Consider the following 14951-nt stretch of genomic DNA (forward strand, 5'->3'; position numbering starts at 1 on the left):
ATGGATTTCGAATTCACTTCGGAACAACAACTGTTGCAGGACAGCCTGCGACGTTATGTAGACAAGGCCTACAGTTTCGAGGCGCGTACCGCCCTGCTCAAAGCGGGCAAGAACGGTAGTGCGGACAATTGGGGCATCTTCGCCGCCAACGGCTGGCTGATGGCGGCGCTGCCGGAGGCCTATGGCGGGCTTGGCGGTTCGCTGGTGGATACGGTGATTATTGCCCAGGAACTGGGCCGCAGCCTGGTGCTGGAGCCTTTCCTGGGCTGTGGCGTGCTGGCTGCCCAGACCGTGCTCGCCGCCGCTAGCGAGGCGCAAAAGGCTCAGCTGCTGCCGCAGATGGCCGATGGCAGCTACCGCGTAGCGCTGGCCTACAGCGAAGCGGGTTCGCGTGGTATGCCGGAGCCGGTAACGCTGCAGGCCGAGCGCAAGGGCGACGGTTTTCGCCTGTCCGGGCGCAAAAGCCTGGTGCTCGGGGCCCCGGGCGCGCAAGCGTTCGTCGTTTCCTCGCAGATACCGGATACGCCAGGTATCAGCCTGCTGCTGGTAGAAGCGGATTGTTCCGGACTGACAGCCCAGACGCTGCCGTTGCACGATGGCACCTGGGTTCAGGAACTGCACTTCGACGGCGTTGAAGTCGGCGCCGATGCCTTGCTGGGTGAAGCCGGGCAGGGTTTGCCCGGGCTGCGCCAGGGCCTGGCCAACGGCATTGTCGCCCTGTGTGCCGAGCTGATCGGTGGCATGGAGAAAACCATTGAAGTCACCGCCGACTACCTCAAGGTTCGCCAGCAGTTCGGCGTGCCCATCGGTTCGTTCCAGGTCTTGCAGCACCGCCTGGCGGACATGGCTGCGGAGCTGGAACTGGCGCGCTCGAGCCTGCACGTTGCCCTGGCCTCGATGGCCAACGATGACCAGGTGACCCGCGACAAGACCGTGTCAGGCGCAAAGATGCTCATCTGCCGCGCTGCCAGGTTCGTCTGCGGTCAGGGCATCCAGTTGCACGGCGGGATTGGCATGACCGAGGAGTACCTGGTCGGGCACTACTACAAGCGGGCCGTTGTCGCCGAGGTGCTGCTGGGCAGCAGTGACAGCCACGAAGCCGCCTATGCCGCCGCCTTGCAGGCCGAGCTGCGCGCCTGATCCGCCAACAGACAGACCATCGAGAGCACAACAACAATGAAAAGCTATGAAACCCTGGCCGAACTGCAAGGCCTGGTCGGCGAAGTCGTCGGCACCAGTGACTGGGTCAGCATCGATCAGCAACGCATCAATACCTTTGCCGAAGCCACCGGCGATCACCAGTGGATCCACGTCGACCCTGAGCGCGCCGCCACAGGGCCGTTTGGCAAGCCGATCGCGCATGGCTTTCTGACCTTGAGCCTGCTGCCGACCTTCATGACCAACGCCTTCGAGGTGCGCGATGTGAAGATGGGCGTGAACTACGGCATGAACAAAGTGCGCTTTGTGCAGCCGGTGCCGGTGGACAGCCGGTTGCGTGCGCATTTCAAGGTGCAGTCCTGGGAACCGCTGGACGGTAACGGTGCCCAGGTGACCTATGAGATGACCGTTGAGATCGAGGGCGTGAGCAAACCTGCCTGCGTGGCGGAAACTATCCTGCGCGTTTTCGCTTGACCCATGGTGGGAGCGGGCCTTGTCCCGCGATCGGGCGCAAAGCGGCAGTAAAACCAAGCGACACGGTGTAACAGGGGTACCGCAAACTCAGGATTTGCGGCCGCTACGCGCCCGATCGCGGGACAAGGCCCGCTCCCACCGGATGGCGGGTCGTGGCTGCTATCGACGCTGCAGGCTAAGACAGTTGCCTATCGGGAAGATGATTTTGTGGTCAAAACGCCATGCGCAGAGCTCTGTTGCGTGGCGTTTGTGTTTTTGCTGATGGCTGGTATGCACCCCCCCATGCCGCGCCAATAAGGGGGGGGCGAAAGGAGAGGGTGGTTGGTTAAAAACATAAGGCCAGGACGGGAAGAGAAACCGCATTTCCTGAGGGGCCGGGCGCGCTTTAGCAGACGCTCAAACCACAATCCTAGAGGTTGGAGACATGATTAAACTGACAAAAACCCTGATTGCAGCCGCGTTGCTGGCTGCACATGCAGGCGTGCTCCATGCAGCAGTAACCGAGCAGGAAGCCAAGCAACTGGGCAGCACCTTGACACCCCTGGGTGCCGAGATGGCCGGTAACGCCGATGGCACCATCCCTGCCTATACCGGCGGGCTGCTGACCCCGCCTGCAGGCTTCGACAAGACCACGGGCATTCGCCCTGATCCGTTTGCCAACGAAAAACCGCAGTTCACTATCGATGCCTCGAACGTTGATACCTATGCGGACAAACTGACCGAAGGCACCAAGGCGTTGATCAAGGCCCGGCCGGGTTTCCGCGTCGATGTCTATCCGACGCACCGCACCGTCGGCTACCCGCAGTTCGTGCTGGACAACACTCGCAAGAACGCCATCCAGGCGCAGCTGACCAACGACGATCAAACCCTGCAAGGTGCGCGCGCCGGCGTGCCGTTCCCGATTCCCAAGCGCGGTATCGAGGTGATGTTCAACCACCTGACGCGCTACCAGGGGGTGGCCTACCTTGCGCCCAAGTACGGCGCGTACAACGTCGATGCCGCCGGCAAGCTGGTGGTCTCGACCGAGGGCCGCTGGACCTACGAGATGCCGTACTACGACACCAGCAAGGCCGAGGCGCCAACGATCATTACCCGCGCCCGTGCCAACTACACCGGCCCCGCCCGCCGCGCTGGCGAAGCGGTGATGACCTTTGACAACATCGATACCGAAAAGGGTCGCCGTGCCTATCAGTACCTGCCGGGCCAACGTCGTGTGCGCCTGGCGCCTGATCTGGCCTACGACACGCCGAACGCCAGTACCTCGGGCATGTCCACCGTTGATGACATCTACCTGTTCAACGGCAGGCTGGACCGCTTCGACTGGAAGCTGATCGGCAAGAAGGAAATGTACGTTCCTTACAACACCTATCGCTTCACCTACGCCGAGGATCCGAAGAGCGTGTTCGGGCCCAAGTTCATCAACCCGGACCTGGTGCGCTGGGAACGTCACCGCGTGTGGGTGGTGGAAGCGACCCTCAAGGAAGGCAAGCGCCATATCTACTCCAAGCGTACCTTCTACATCGACGAGGACAGCTGGACCGCACTGGCTGTGGATCAGTATGACGGCCGTGGCCAGCTGTGGCGTCCAGGCTTCAGCTACATGACCCAGATGTATGACGTCGGCGCGATCAACAACTCGCCGGGCGGCCACTACGACCTGATCGCCGGCACGTATTACATCAACGTCTGGCCAGGCAAGGGCGGGGTGAAGGTCATGGACAAGCTCAGCCCTGACAATGGCTGGACTTCCGACAGCCTGGCGGGTGCTGGGGTTCGCTGATCCTGCTCCACGCCTATCGCGGCGCAAGGCCGCTCCCACAGACTGAGTGGGAGCGGCCTTGCGCCGCGATGTCGTTCAGGACACCCGGCGCGCCTGATCAGACCAATAGCGTTCCCTTACCTGACGCCGCAGCACCTTGCCGACGGCGCTCAACGGCAGGGCATCGACCAGCTTGACGGATTTCGGCGCCTTGAAACGGCCCAGACGCTCCTTGACCAGGGCAATCAGTTCTTCTTCGCTGACGGACATCCCTGGCTTGAGCACCACTTCGGCATGCACCGCTTCACCCCATTTGTCATCCGGAATACCCACCACCGCCGACAGCGAAACGGTCGGATGGGCATTGAGCGTGGCTTCCACCTCAACCGCGTAGACATTGAAGCCGCCGGTGATGATCACGTCTTTCTTGCGATCGACGATGAACACATAGCCAGCCTCATCGACATAGCCCAGGTCGCCGGACTTCCAGAAGCCATCGCTGAACTCGGCGGCGGTGCCTTGCGGGTTGTTGTGATAGCCGCTGATCGTGCCGCGCCCACGCAGCCAGATTTCCCCGGTGCTGCCGGTTGCAACGCGATTCCCCGCTTCATCGACAATCTTCAGTTCGATGCCGGTTACCGGCCGCCCGGCAGAGGCCAGCCGACCGGTCTCCACGGCGTTCAGGTGATCGGCCTTGGTCAGCGTGCAGACCGCCTGGGCACATTCGGTGGCGCCGTAGAGCTGGAAAAAGATGTTGCCGAAGCGCTCCTGAGACTGTTTGAGCTTGGCCGGGCTCATCGGCGCAGCGCCGTAGAACAGTGTTTGCAGGCTGGACAGATCGGATTCTGAGGCTTGCGGCAGTTCAAGCAACCAACCCACCAGGGTCGGCACCATCAGCGCGGTGGTGATGCGTTCCGCTTCGACGTTGCGGCACCAGGCCTTGAGGTCGGCGGCGTTCTGGGTCACGGTGCAACCGCCACGGAACAGCGTCGGCAGCAGCGACAGTCCCGACCCATGGCTAATCGGTGCGATGTGCAGATAGCGGGTGTTTTCGTTGAAGGCCTGAGCCTGTTCGCTGTCGGCGTACATCGAATCGCGCGCCGCCAGCCAGTTGTCGATGGTGTAGCGGGCACATTTGCTCTTGCCGGTGGTGCCGCCGGTAAAGCGGTAGATCAGGGTGTCCCGGTACACATCGGACTCGACCTCGGGCTCCTGCGCGCAAACGCCGTCGAGCAGCGCCCAGAAGTGCAGGGCGAAGGTGCAATCGGCGGGCGGGGCATCCATGCACACCACGGCGGCACCACTGGCGCGGAGCATGTCGCTGTACTGCGGCAACAGTGCGGTTTCGATGAAAATCACTTTCGGTTCGATGAACGCCACCTGCCAGCGGTGTTCCTCCAGGGAGTCGCGGATGTTGGTATGGGCAATCGCCACTTCGCCCTTGAACGCGGTCCAGGCGTGCAGCAGCGACAGGTTGTCGTTTTCCAGAATGCACAGCGCGGTATCGCCGCGCTGCAGCTTGAACCGGGTGCGCAGCAGATTGGCGATCTGGTTGGTCAAGCGGTGCAGTTCATCGAAACGATACCGCCGGTTGCGCTCGACGTTGACCAGCGCTTCCTGAGCGGCATAGCGCTGGGCAACCTGGGCCATGACGCGGGAAAAATTCATCTTCATCGCGATCTCCGTTTGTTGTTGTCGTCAGTGGAGAACGCATTCTAGGAAGCACCGCCGGGCACAACCCCTCCCTCCAGGAGAGGGGCGCGCCCGCGCCTACCCGCTTCGAGGGGGCGCAACCTCGGCGCGCAGCCCTAAGGTGACGCAAAGCAGCCACCGTCTCCCGAGGTCAAACGATGATTCCGCGTACCCTTTTCGATCATGAGCATGAAGCGTTCCGCAGCACTGTCCGGCGTTTCCTCGCCGAGCACTGCTCACCCTTCCATGAGCAGTGGGAGGAGGATCACCGGGTGCCGCGCCAGGTGTGGGCGCGGGCCGGTGAGCTGGGCATGCTCAACGCCACCACCCCGGAGGCCTATGGCGGCCTGGGCCTGGACCGGCGCTTTTCCATGATCGCGGTCGAGGAGGTGGCCCGTGCCGGGCTTTCGGGCCTGAGCGGTTTCAATGTCCATGACATCTGCGCCGGTTACCTGATCAACTTCGGCACCGAGGCGCAAAAGCAGCAGTGGTTGCCGCAAATGGCCAGCGGTGAAGCCATCGCCGCCGTGGCCATGACCGAACCGGATACCGGATCCGACCTGCAGGCGGTGAAAACCCGCGCGGTGCTGGACGGCGACGACTATGTGATCAACGGTGCCAAGACGTTCATCTCCAACGGCACCAACAGCGACATCATTGTGGTGATTGCCAAGACCGGCAACAGTGGCAAGGGCTCGCGGGACATCTCGTTGATCCTGGTGGAAGCCGACCGGGCGGGCGTCAGCAAGTCGAAACCGTTGCGCAAGGTCGGGTTGCACGCCCAGGACACCACCATGGTGTTTTTCCAGGATGTGCGCGTGCCCAAGGCCAACATCCTTGGTGGCGAGCCGGGCCAGGGTTTCTACCAACTGATGAAGGAGCTGGCCTGGGAGCGCCTGAGCATTGGCATCCTGGCGATTGCCGCGAGTCAGGCGGTGCTCGAGCAGACCGTTGCCTACACCCGCGAGCGCAAGGCTTTTGGCAAGCCGATCATCGAGTTCCAGAACTCACGCTTCAAACTGGCCGAACTCAAGACCGAGATCGTCCTCGGGCAGACCTATGTCGATCGCTGCATGGAGCTGATTCTGCAGCATCAGCTGAGCCCGGAGGCGGCCGCAGCGGCCAAACTCTGGTGCACCGAGCTGTATTCGAAGGTGGTCGATCAGTGTGTGCAGCTGCACGGTGGCAACGGTTACATGCTGGAGTATCCGGTGGCGCGGCATTACCTGGATAGCCGGGTCAACCGCATCTACGGTGGTGCCAACGACATCATGCGCGAACTGGTGGCCCGCACGCTCTGAGTCCCGGCATCGATTTCGCCAGCCCCCTCACTTGTAGGGGGTGGTTTGTCTCGGTTCCCCGCCACCATCTGTGCCAGGCGGATCCCCGAAGTTGCCGCAAGCCAGGGCGTGGTATCGATACGTGCTGACTTTTGACGGTATTCGGGTGAATATTCCGAAAACGCCAGAACGTGGCCACACCTTGCCGATCGTGCAGTGCCAAAGGCGCTGTCCCGGTGCATTCGGCAGGATCGGAGACCAGTCAGCACATGCATACCGACAAACTGCTCGTTTCGACGAAATTCGCTCCACCGCGCATCGGTACCCAGACGATCGTTCGTGAACGCCTGCTGGAGGACCTGCGCGGCATGTCACAGTGTCGCGTGGGCCTGATTACCGGCAGTCCCGGGTTCGGCAAGACCACACTGCTGGCCCAGTGGCGGCAAGTGATGATGCGCTCTGGCGCCGAGGTGGCCTGGTTGTCGCTGAGCGCCGATGACAAGCACCTGTCGATCTTCTTCGCTTATTTGCGCGGCGCCTTGCAACGCCTGGGCATCGTGCTGGACAGCGGCATCCCGCTTGAGGGCGCCCGCCAGGAACTGATCGATGAAGTCGTCGCCTCGATTGTCGAAGGCGCCGCCGCGATCAACAAAGAGTTGTTCCTGGTCGTCGACGACTACCAGCATGTGGTGGACCCGCGCGCCCACCAACTCATGCAGAAGTTGCTGGATCACAGCCCCGACAACCTGCACTTCGTCATTTCATCGCGGGTCGGCCCGCCACTGAGCTTCAGTCGCCTGCGCCTGAGCGGGCAGTTGGTGGAGATCGACTGTGCCGCGCTGCCTTTCGACCTGACCGAGTCGCGCCTGTTTCTTGAACAGAGCCTGGCTACGTTAAAGCTCAGCCCGGAGGAACTGCACCAGATCCACGAGCTCACCAGCGGCTGGCCGGCCACCCTGCAACTGGTGATCATCCTCCTGCGTAGCGACCCGGATTCGCGTGGCACGTTGCGCGAAATGGGCTGGCGCTCCGACGACTTGCAGAGCTACCTGGCTGAAAACGTCATGGCCCATTTGCCCGCCGAGCTTGCGACCTTCATGGAAAGCATCAGCATCTGCCGGCGCTTCAATGCCTCGCTGGCGCAAGCGGTGACCGGCAGTGACTCGGCGCAGGCCATGTTGAAGCGCCTGGACGAAGACAATCTGCTGATCTTTCGCGTCGAGGCCGATGACCGCCAGCCCTGGTATCGCTTTCATGCGCTGTTCGGCGACTTCCTCGCCACGCGCCTGGAACGCCGCGACAGCACCTCGCAAACCGAACTGCATTGCCGCGCGGCGCACTGGTTCGCCGAGCGCAAACTGCTCGCCGAAGCCGTCCGCCATGCCACCCAGGCCGGCGACCTGGGGTTTGCCGCCGAGGTGATCGAGCGGGCCGCACCGGCGACCTGGAGCCTGGGGCAGCTGAGCCCGTTGCTGCGACTGCTGGACCGCCTGCCGCAGGACATCCTGTTCTCCCGGCCGCGGCTGTTCTTCCTTGGCTGTCTGGCCTATGCCCTGACCGCACGCCCGGCCAAAGCCGAGGCCTGGCTCGAGCAGTTCCGTCACAGCGGTGCGGCCCACCAGGACGACGTCGCCTATCGATTGCCGCTGGTGCAGGCCACCATCGAACTACAGCGTGATCGCACCGAGCCGATCATTGATTTGCTGAATGACTTCCAGCCCTTGCCCGATGACTACTCGGTGACCCGCTACGGTGCTCCTGCGTTGCTGGCCATTGCCTACCTGGCGGCGGGAAGGATGGAGGAGGCGATGCGCTGCCTGGATGACAACCCGATTCCGGAATCCGAGCAGGATGCGGAAATGGCCCTGGTCGCCCAGGGCGCGCGGACCCTGTGCTACTTGCAGGAAGGGCGCATCCTTGAGGCCGAGCGCGTTGGCTCGGCACAGCTGGCGCGCGCCGTGTCGGTTCACGGTCATCGGTCCGCCAGTGCCTACCTGGGCGCAGCGACCCTGGCTGAGGTGTATCGCGAGCTGGACAGAACCGACGAAGCGCGGGAAATCCTCGCCAACCGCAGCGGTTTGCTGCAATGGGCCATGCCCGACACCATGCTGCGCGCCACGATCTGTCGCGCACGCCTGGACCTGCTGCAAGATTGCGCCCCGGTGGCCATGGCGTTTCTGGAACGCCAGGAGCGTCACTTCCGTACCATTGGCCAGGATCGTGCGCTGGTTCACTGCCTGGCCGAGCAAGTGCGGATCGCCTTGCTCGAAAATGACAAGGCACACGCCACCGAGCAAGTCACCAAACTGCAGGCACTGATCGTTCCCTACCAGGGCGCGCAGGGTTTTCAGGCCGACATCGTGGCGATGGCGGCCTTGGCCCGTGCTCGCCTGTTGCTGGCCACCAACTACCCGGACAAAGCCCTGCTCGAACTGGAAACACTCGATCGCTACGCCAGCCAATATCGCCGTGGGCAGTTGCAGGTCACCGGCCAGCTGTTGACGGCATGCGCCCGAGCCGACCTGCTGCAACCGCAGCAGGCGCAGGAGCACTTGCTGGCCGCCTTGTCCCAGGGGCGCCAACTGGGCTTGGTGCGCACCTTCCTGGATGAGGGCGAGGTGCTGCGCAAGCTGCTCTCGACGCTGACCAACCTGTCGCTGACGGCGCCAGACGAAAGCTACCTGACGCTGCTACTGGAGCGTTTCGGTCAAGGCGGTGCAGGGCGCAGCAATGATGCTTCGGCCACTGGCGCACCGTCGATGCTGACCCCGCGTGAGCTGGCGATCCTGCAATTGATCAGCCAGGCAATGGCCAACAAACGGGTCGCCCTGACGCTGAACATTTCCCTGGAAACAGTGAAGTGGAACCTCAAGAACATCTACGCCAAGCTTGGCGTCTCCAGCCGCTATGACGCTGTGTCCTGGGCGCGCAAACACGGCTTGATCGAGTAGGCACGAATCACCCGTGCAGGACGGCTGGGGACGTTGCGTGGACGTACCCATCGCCGCCTGCACCGGTGTTTCGCCGACCTAGCCTAGGCCCCTTGGCCGCCGCTTGCCCAACCCCGGTCGGGGGGGCATCCAAGTGATACTCAACGCTCTCGCAAATCCCCCCCGCAGTGAGGGGGCGGGGTCACCGACAGCTCCTCCTATGATCGATTCAGCGCCACCTGCAAAGGCGGCAGAACGATGAGCCGAGGAGAGAACCTTCAATGATTCCGCGTAGCCTGTTTGATCATGAGCACGAGGAGTTTCGCAACAGCGTGCGGCGCTTCCTCGCGCAGGAGTGTGCCCCCAGTCAGGAGCAGTGGGAAGCCGATCATCGGGTACCCCGGGACATCTGGATGCGCGCCGGCGAGCTGGGCATGCTCAACGCAACCACACCGGCGGCCTATGGCGGGCTGGAGCTGGATCGGCGTTTCTCGATGGTCGCCACTGAAGAGATCTACCGTGCCGGCCTTGCGTCCGGCCTGATCGGCTTCGGTGTGCATGACATCGTCGCTGGCTACCTGGTGAATTTCGGCAGCGAAGCGCAAAAGCACCAGTGGCTGCCGAGAATGGCGGCAGGCCAGGCCATCGGTGCGGTGGCCATGACCGAACCGGATACCGGTTCCGACCTGCAGGCGGTCAAGACCCGTGCGGTACTGGATGGCGATGAGTATGTCATCAACGGTGCCAAGACCTTTATTTCCAACGGCAGCAACTGCGACATCGTCGTGGTGGTGGCCAAGACCGGCAACACCGGCAAGGGCGCCCAGGACACTTCGCTGATTCTGGTCGAGGCCGATCGCGCCGGTTTCAGCCGCTCGCAACCGTTGCGCAAGGTGGGCCTGCATGCGCAGGACACCACCATGCTGTTCTTCGAAGACGTGCGCGTACCCAAGGAGAACCTGCTCGGTGGCGTGCCCGGTCAGGGCTTCTTCCAGTTGATGAAGGAACTGGCCTGGGAGCGCTTGTCCATCGCCATCAGCAGTGTTGCCGGCGCCCTGGCGGTACTGGAAAGCACCCTGGAGTACACCAAGGGCCGCAACGTGTTTGGCAAACCCATTTTTGCCTTCCAGAACACCCGCTTCAAATTGGCCGACCTGAAGATGCAGCTGGCGGTATCGCAGAACTACGTCGACCGCTGCATGGAGCAGTGCCTGGCCGGCACCCTCAGCCCCGAAGCGGCCGCAGCGGCCAAATTGTGGTGCTCGGACCTCTACACCAAGGTGGTGGACGAGTGCGTGCAGCTGCACGGCGGCAACGGCTACATGCTCGAGTACCCGGTAGCCCGTCATTACCTCGATCACCGCGTGCTGCGCATCGCCGGTGGCGCCAACGACATCATGAAAGATCTGGTCGGACGCACACTCTGAGCCGGGCCGCTGAGGACTACCCAATGCAATACCTGATCCCCCGTACACTGTTCAGCACCGAACACGACGAGTTCCGCCGCGCCTGCCGCCGCTTCATGGAAGAGCAAGTCGCGCCTTTCCACGCCCAGTGGGAGAAGGACAAGTGCGTCCCCCGTGACGTGTGGCGCATGGCCGGCGAGCTGGGCATGTTGCTGCCTTCGATGCCCGAAGAATATGGCGGCCCGGGTGCCGACCGCCTGTTCGATATGGTCTTCGCCGAAGAATTCATGCGTGTCGGCGCCACCGGCCTGATCGGCTTCGGCGTGCATGGCCTGGTGGCGTTCTACATCCTCAACTATGGCACCGAGGCGCAAAAGCAGGCCTGGTTGCCGAAGATGATTGCCGGTGAGGCGGTGGGCGCCATCGCCATGACCGAGCCCAACACCGGCTCGGACCTGCAAGCGGTGCGCACTCGCGCCACGCTGGAGGGCGACCAGCTGATTCTCAACGGCTCGAAAACCTTCATCTCCAACGGCGCCTCCTGCGACCTCGCCCTGGTGGTGTGCAAAACCGGCAACAGTGGCAGCGCCAAGGACATCTCGCTGGTCATCGTCGAGAAGGAGCGGGCCGGTTTCAGCCGTTCGCAGCCGCTGGAAAAGATCGGCCTGCACGCCCAGGACACCAGCATGCTGTTCTTCGACGACTGCCGCGTGCCCGCCGAGAACGTGCTCGGTGGCGAGCAAGGGCAGGGCTTCTACCAGCTGATGCACGACCTGGCGTGGGAACGAATCATCGGCGCCGTGGGCTTCCAGGCCCAGGCCGAAGCCGCGCTGGAACACACCCTCGACTACACCCGCACGCGCATCGTATTCGGCAAGCCGGTGCTCGATTTTCAGAATTCGCGTTTCACCCTGGCGCAACTGAAGACCGAAATCCAGATCGGCCGTTCCTGGGTCGACAGCTGCATGGAACTTTTACTGCGCGGTGAGCTGAGCGCAGAGACCGCAGCGGTGGCCAAGTACTGGACCGCCGAACTCAGCAGCCGGGTGGTCGATGCCTGCCTGCAACTGCATGGCGGCAACGGCTACATGACCGAATACCCGATCGCCAGGCTGTACCTGGACACCCGCGGCAACCGCATCTGGGGCGGCACCAACGAAATCATGAAGGAAATCATCGCTCGCACCTTGTGAGCGCGATAACAATAGGAGTGCACACGTGTCTGAAGAAATCCGTTTTGACGGCAAAGTCGCAATCGTCACTGGCGCTGGTAACGGTCTGGGCCGTGCCCACGCCTTGCTGCTGGGTTCGCGCGGCGCCAAGGTTGTAGTCAATGACCTTGGGGTCAGCACCGATGGTCGCGGCAGCTCAAGCGCGGCGGCCGACGCCGTGGTCGCTGAAATTCGTGCCATGGGTGGCGAAGCGGTCGCCGACCATCATTCGGTAACCGAGGGCGAGAAGATCGTCGCCACCGCGCTGGAGGCATTCGGCACCGTCGATATCCTCATCAACAACGCCGGCATCCTGCGCGACACCTCGTTCCACAAGATGACCGAAGAGCAGTGGGACCTGATCCAGGACGTCCACGTCAAAGGGGCTTTCCGCCTGACTCACGCGGTATGGCCGATCATGCGCGACAAGGGCTACGGCCGCATCGTCATGACCGCCTCCGGTGCCGGTATCTTCGGCAACTTTGGCCAGTGTAACTATTCCACCGCCAAGTCCGGGCTGATCGGTTTTGCCAACTCGCTGGCCATCGAAGGCGCGAGCAAGAACATCCGCGTCAACACCATTGCGCCGATTGCCGCTTCACGCATGGTGATCGCCAGCGGACTGTTCCCGGAGGAGCTGCACGACAAGCTGAAAGTGGAAGACGTTGCGCCATTGGTGGGCTGGCTGTGCAGCGAGCAGTGCCAGGACAGCGGCGGGCTGTTCGAAGTTGGCGGTGGTTTCCATGCCAAGTATCGCTGGGAACGTTCCCAGGGCCGGTTCCTGCACAGCAACACCCTGAGCCCGGAGCTGGTGCGCGACAACTGGGAACGCATCACCCGTTTCGATGAGCACAGCGTTTATCACGCCAACGGCGGCGAAAGCTTCAAAGAGTTTTTTGCCCGCATGGAGTCCCCGGCCAAAGGCGGCAACGCCTTCGTCGATATGGAAGTGGCGGCCAATGCGGTGTCCTACCTGGAAACCGAGTACGACCAGAACGATGCCGCACTGTATGCGCTGGCGGTCGGCGCCGCCAAGGACCCGCTGGACCGTACCGAGCTGCTCTACGTCAACGAGTTCGCCGGCGACGATTTCCGCGTGCTGCCGACCATGGCCGTGCTGCCAGCGACCGAAGTGTTCCTGCGTGCGGCCAAGTCCGGCGAGCCACAGCTCGAAGGCCTGAACCTGCCGTTCGCCAAGGGCCTGCATGGCGAGCAGTACACCGTGATGTACCGTCCGCTGCCGCCCAAGGCCAAGCTCAAGCACACCATGCGCCTGAAAGCCGCCATCGATAAAGGCAAGAGCTCGGTCAGCATCCTCGCCATCGAGACCACCGACGAGCACGGCACGCCGCTGTTCTACAACGAGGTCACCGGCTTCTACCCGGGGGTTCCGGGGGCCGGGCTGGAGCGTGTCGCCAGTGAAGAGATCAACGTCGCGCCGGACCGCGCACCCGACGCCGTCCTGGCCGATGCCACCGAGGTCAACCAGGCGCTGCTGTATCGCCTGTGCGGCGACTGGAACCCGATGCACGTCGACCCGGACTATGCCGCCAAGGCCGGTTACGAGAAGCCGTTCCTGCATGGCCTGTGCACCTTCGGCTATCTCGGTCGTCATGTGATCAAGGCGTTCTGCGACAACGATTCGCGCTTGTTCAAGAGCGTGCGCGCGCGTTTTGCCTCGATCGTGATGCCCGGTGACACCCTGGAAACGCGCATGTGGCGTGAGTCTGCTACGCGCATCATCGTTGAGATGCGTGCGGTGGAGCGAGACGTCCTGGTGCTGAAAAATGGTGCGGTCGAACTGTTCGAGTCCGTGCCGGCCTGACTCATGGCCACCTGCCGCTAGCCTGGACCGGTAGCGGCAGCTTTGTATTTCAGGAGAGCACGATGCAACGTTGCGTCAATGTGATTGGCGTAGGTATGTCCCCCTTCAGCTCGGCGGCATTGAGCCCGGACATAGTGGCCTTGATTGGCCATACGGCGCGTCAGGCGCTGGTCGATGCCGGGGTGCCCGCCAGCAGCCTTGGCTCGGTTTATGCCGCTGCGGATGTTCACCACGCTGCGGCATTGCAGCATGGCCTCGAGCAGGTCGGGGTGGGGCGGGTGCCATTGCGCCACGTTGGGCAGGGAAGCGACTTGTTCTCTGAGGCTTGCCAGGCCATCGCGCAGGGGCAGGCTGAAAGCATTCTGGTGTTGGGCGTCCAAAGTGCCCCCACCGTTTTTGCCGACATGAACGGCATGCTCGAACGCCTGGGCAGTACGGCGCGCGAGTATATGGCACGCTATCAGGCACGGCGGGAAACCTTTGCGATGATCGCCGTCAAAGCCCGTCAGCATGCGGCGCTCAATCCCCTGGCGGCCTTCAGGCAGACCCTCAGTCTGGATCAGGTACTGGGCGCGAGCATGCTGGCCGAACCACTCACTCAGCCCCAATTTGCCTGGCCCGCTGCGGGCGCGGCGGCGCTGCTGCTGTGCTCCAGCGAGTTCGCCAGCCGCTACTGCAACGGCCCGGTGATCCGCACCCTGGCCCAGGCCTGCGTTGCACCCGTGCAGGTGGCCGGTGCCACGCTGGGATCGACGTTTGCCGAAGTTGGCTACGACATCAACGTGGCTGCCGCCCGCGAGCTGTATGAACAAGCGGGTAGGGGGCCACAGGAAGTGGAAGTGTGCGAGCTGCATGACAGCAGCACCCTTAACGAGTTACTGCTGTACGAAGCGCTGGGCTTCTGCCTGGAGGGCAGCGCCGAGAAACTGGTCGAGGAGGGTGACAATACCTACGGTGGCAACCTGGTCGTCAATCCCAGTGGTGGCCTGTTGTCGCTCGGTCAGGCGCAATCGCTCAGTGCTCTGGCACAATGCATCGAATTGACCCACCAGTTGCGTGGCAGCGCCGGCCGGCGTCAGGTCGCCAACGCCCGCATTGCCCTGCAGCACCACGTCGGCGCTACGGGGACGGTGATCACCACACTTTATCAGCGCAGTTGAAGCATTGCGCCAACGCGCACCAGGACCGGCTCGAAACAGAACAATTTCAATAGGTG

Annotated in this window: 10 protein-coding genes and 1 pseudogene; 10 read left to right on the forward strand and 1 reads right to left on the reverse strand. The window is 62.8% G+C overall.

Annotated features, from left to right (window positions below):
• The 3 genes from PSAKL28_RS11440 (at position 1) to PSAKL28_RS11450 (ending at position 3412) form a co-directional block, all read left to right on the forward strand.
• Positions 1–1140 (forward strand): acyl-CoA dehydrogenase family protein, encoded by a 1140-nt coding sequence (locus PSAKL28_RS11440; RefSeq protein WP_038610268.1) that lies wholly within the window; start codon positions 1–3, stop codon positions 1138–1140.
• Positions 1141–1176: 36 nt separating this feature from the next.
• Positions 1177–1632: a MaoC family dehydratase gene (locus tag PSAKL28_RS11445; protein ID WP_038610271.1), complete on the forward strand. Its 456-nt coding sequence runs from the start codon at positions 1177–1179 to the stop codon at positions 1630–1632.
• Between the two features lie 427 nt (positions 1633–2059).
• Entirely contained in the window at positions 2060–3412 is a 1353-nt protein-coding gene (locus tag PSAKL28_RS11450) for a DUF1329 domain-containing protein (protein WP_038616538.1), read from the forward strand.
• A 75-nt stretch (positions 3413–3487) separates the two neighbouring features.
• Here the strand turns inward: PSAKL28_RS11450 and PSAKL28_RS11455 are convergent, their stop codons facing one another.
• Entirely contained in the window at positions 3488–5065 is a 1578-nt protein-coding gene (locus tag PSAKL28_RS11455; protein WP_038610274.1) for an AMP-binding protein, read from the reverse strand.
• Between the two features lie 176 nt (positions 5066–5241).
• On the opposite strand from PSAKL28_RS11455, the gene PSAKL28_RS11460 reads away from it, so the two are divergent.
• The 7 genes and pseudogenes from PSAKL28_RS11460 (at position 5242) to PSAKL28_RS11485 (ending at position 14895) form a co-directional block, all read left to right on the forward strand.
• Complete coding sequence (locus PSAKL28_RS11460) at positions 5242–6384, forward strand: acyl-CoA dehydrogenase family protein (RefSeq protein ID WP_038610276.1); 1143 nt, start codon at positions 5242–5244, stop codon at positions 6382–6384.
• Between the two features lie 248 nt (positions 6385–6632).
• Positions 6633–9314 carry a winged helix-turn-helix domain-containing protein gene (locus PSAKL28_RS11465; protein ID WP_038610279.1) on the forward strand — a complete coding sequence of 894 codons (2682 nt, stop codon included), beginning with the start codon at positions 6633–6635 and terminating at the stop codon, positions 9312–9314.
• Between the two features lie 260 nt (positions 9315–9574).
• Positions 9575–10720 carry an acyl-CoA dehydrogenase family protein gene (locus tag PSAKL28_RS11470; RefSeq protein ID WP_038610281.1) on the forward strand — a complete coding sequence of 382 codons (1146 nt, stop codon included), beginning with the start codon at positions 9575–9577 and terminating at the stop codon, positions 10718–10720.
• 32 nt (positions 10721–10752) lie between these two features.
• Positions 10753–11892 carry an acyl-CoA dehydrogenase family protein gene (locus tag PSAKL28_RS11475; RefSeq protein WP_257011901.1) on the forward strand — a complete coding sequence of 380 codons (1140 nt, stop codon included), beginning with the start codon at positions 10753–10755 and terminating at the stop codon, positions 11890–11892.
• A gap of 25 nt (positions 11893–11917) precedes the next feature.
• A pseudogene (locus PSAKL28_RS28715) lies at positions 11918–12829 on the forward strand (SDR family oxidoreductase); the annotation flags it as partial.
• A 24-nt stretch (positions 12830–12853) separates the two neighbouring features.
• Positions 12854–13735, forward strand: a complete 882-nt coding sequence (locus PSAKL28_RS28720) for a MaoC/PaaZ C-terminal domain-containing protein (RefSeq protein WP_425356131.1) — start codon at positions 12854–12856, stop codon at positions 13733–13735.
• A gap of 62 nt (positions 13736–13797) precedes the next feature.
• On the forward strand, positions 13798–14895 hold the full coding sequence (locus tag PSAKL28_RS11485) for a thiolase C-terminal domain-containing protein (protein ID WP_038610289.1): 1098 nt from the start codon (positions 13798–13800) through the stop codon (positions 14893–14895).
• The last annotated feature ends 56 nt before the right edge of the window (positions 14896–14951 follow it).

It is taken from the genome of Pseudomonas alkylphenolica, assembly GCF_000746525.1.
GTDB lineage: Bacteria > Pseudomonadota > Gammaproteobacteria > Pseudomonadales > Pseudomonadaceae > Aquipseudomonas > Aquipseudomonas alkylphenolica.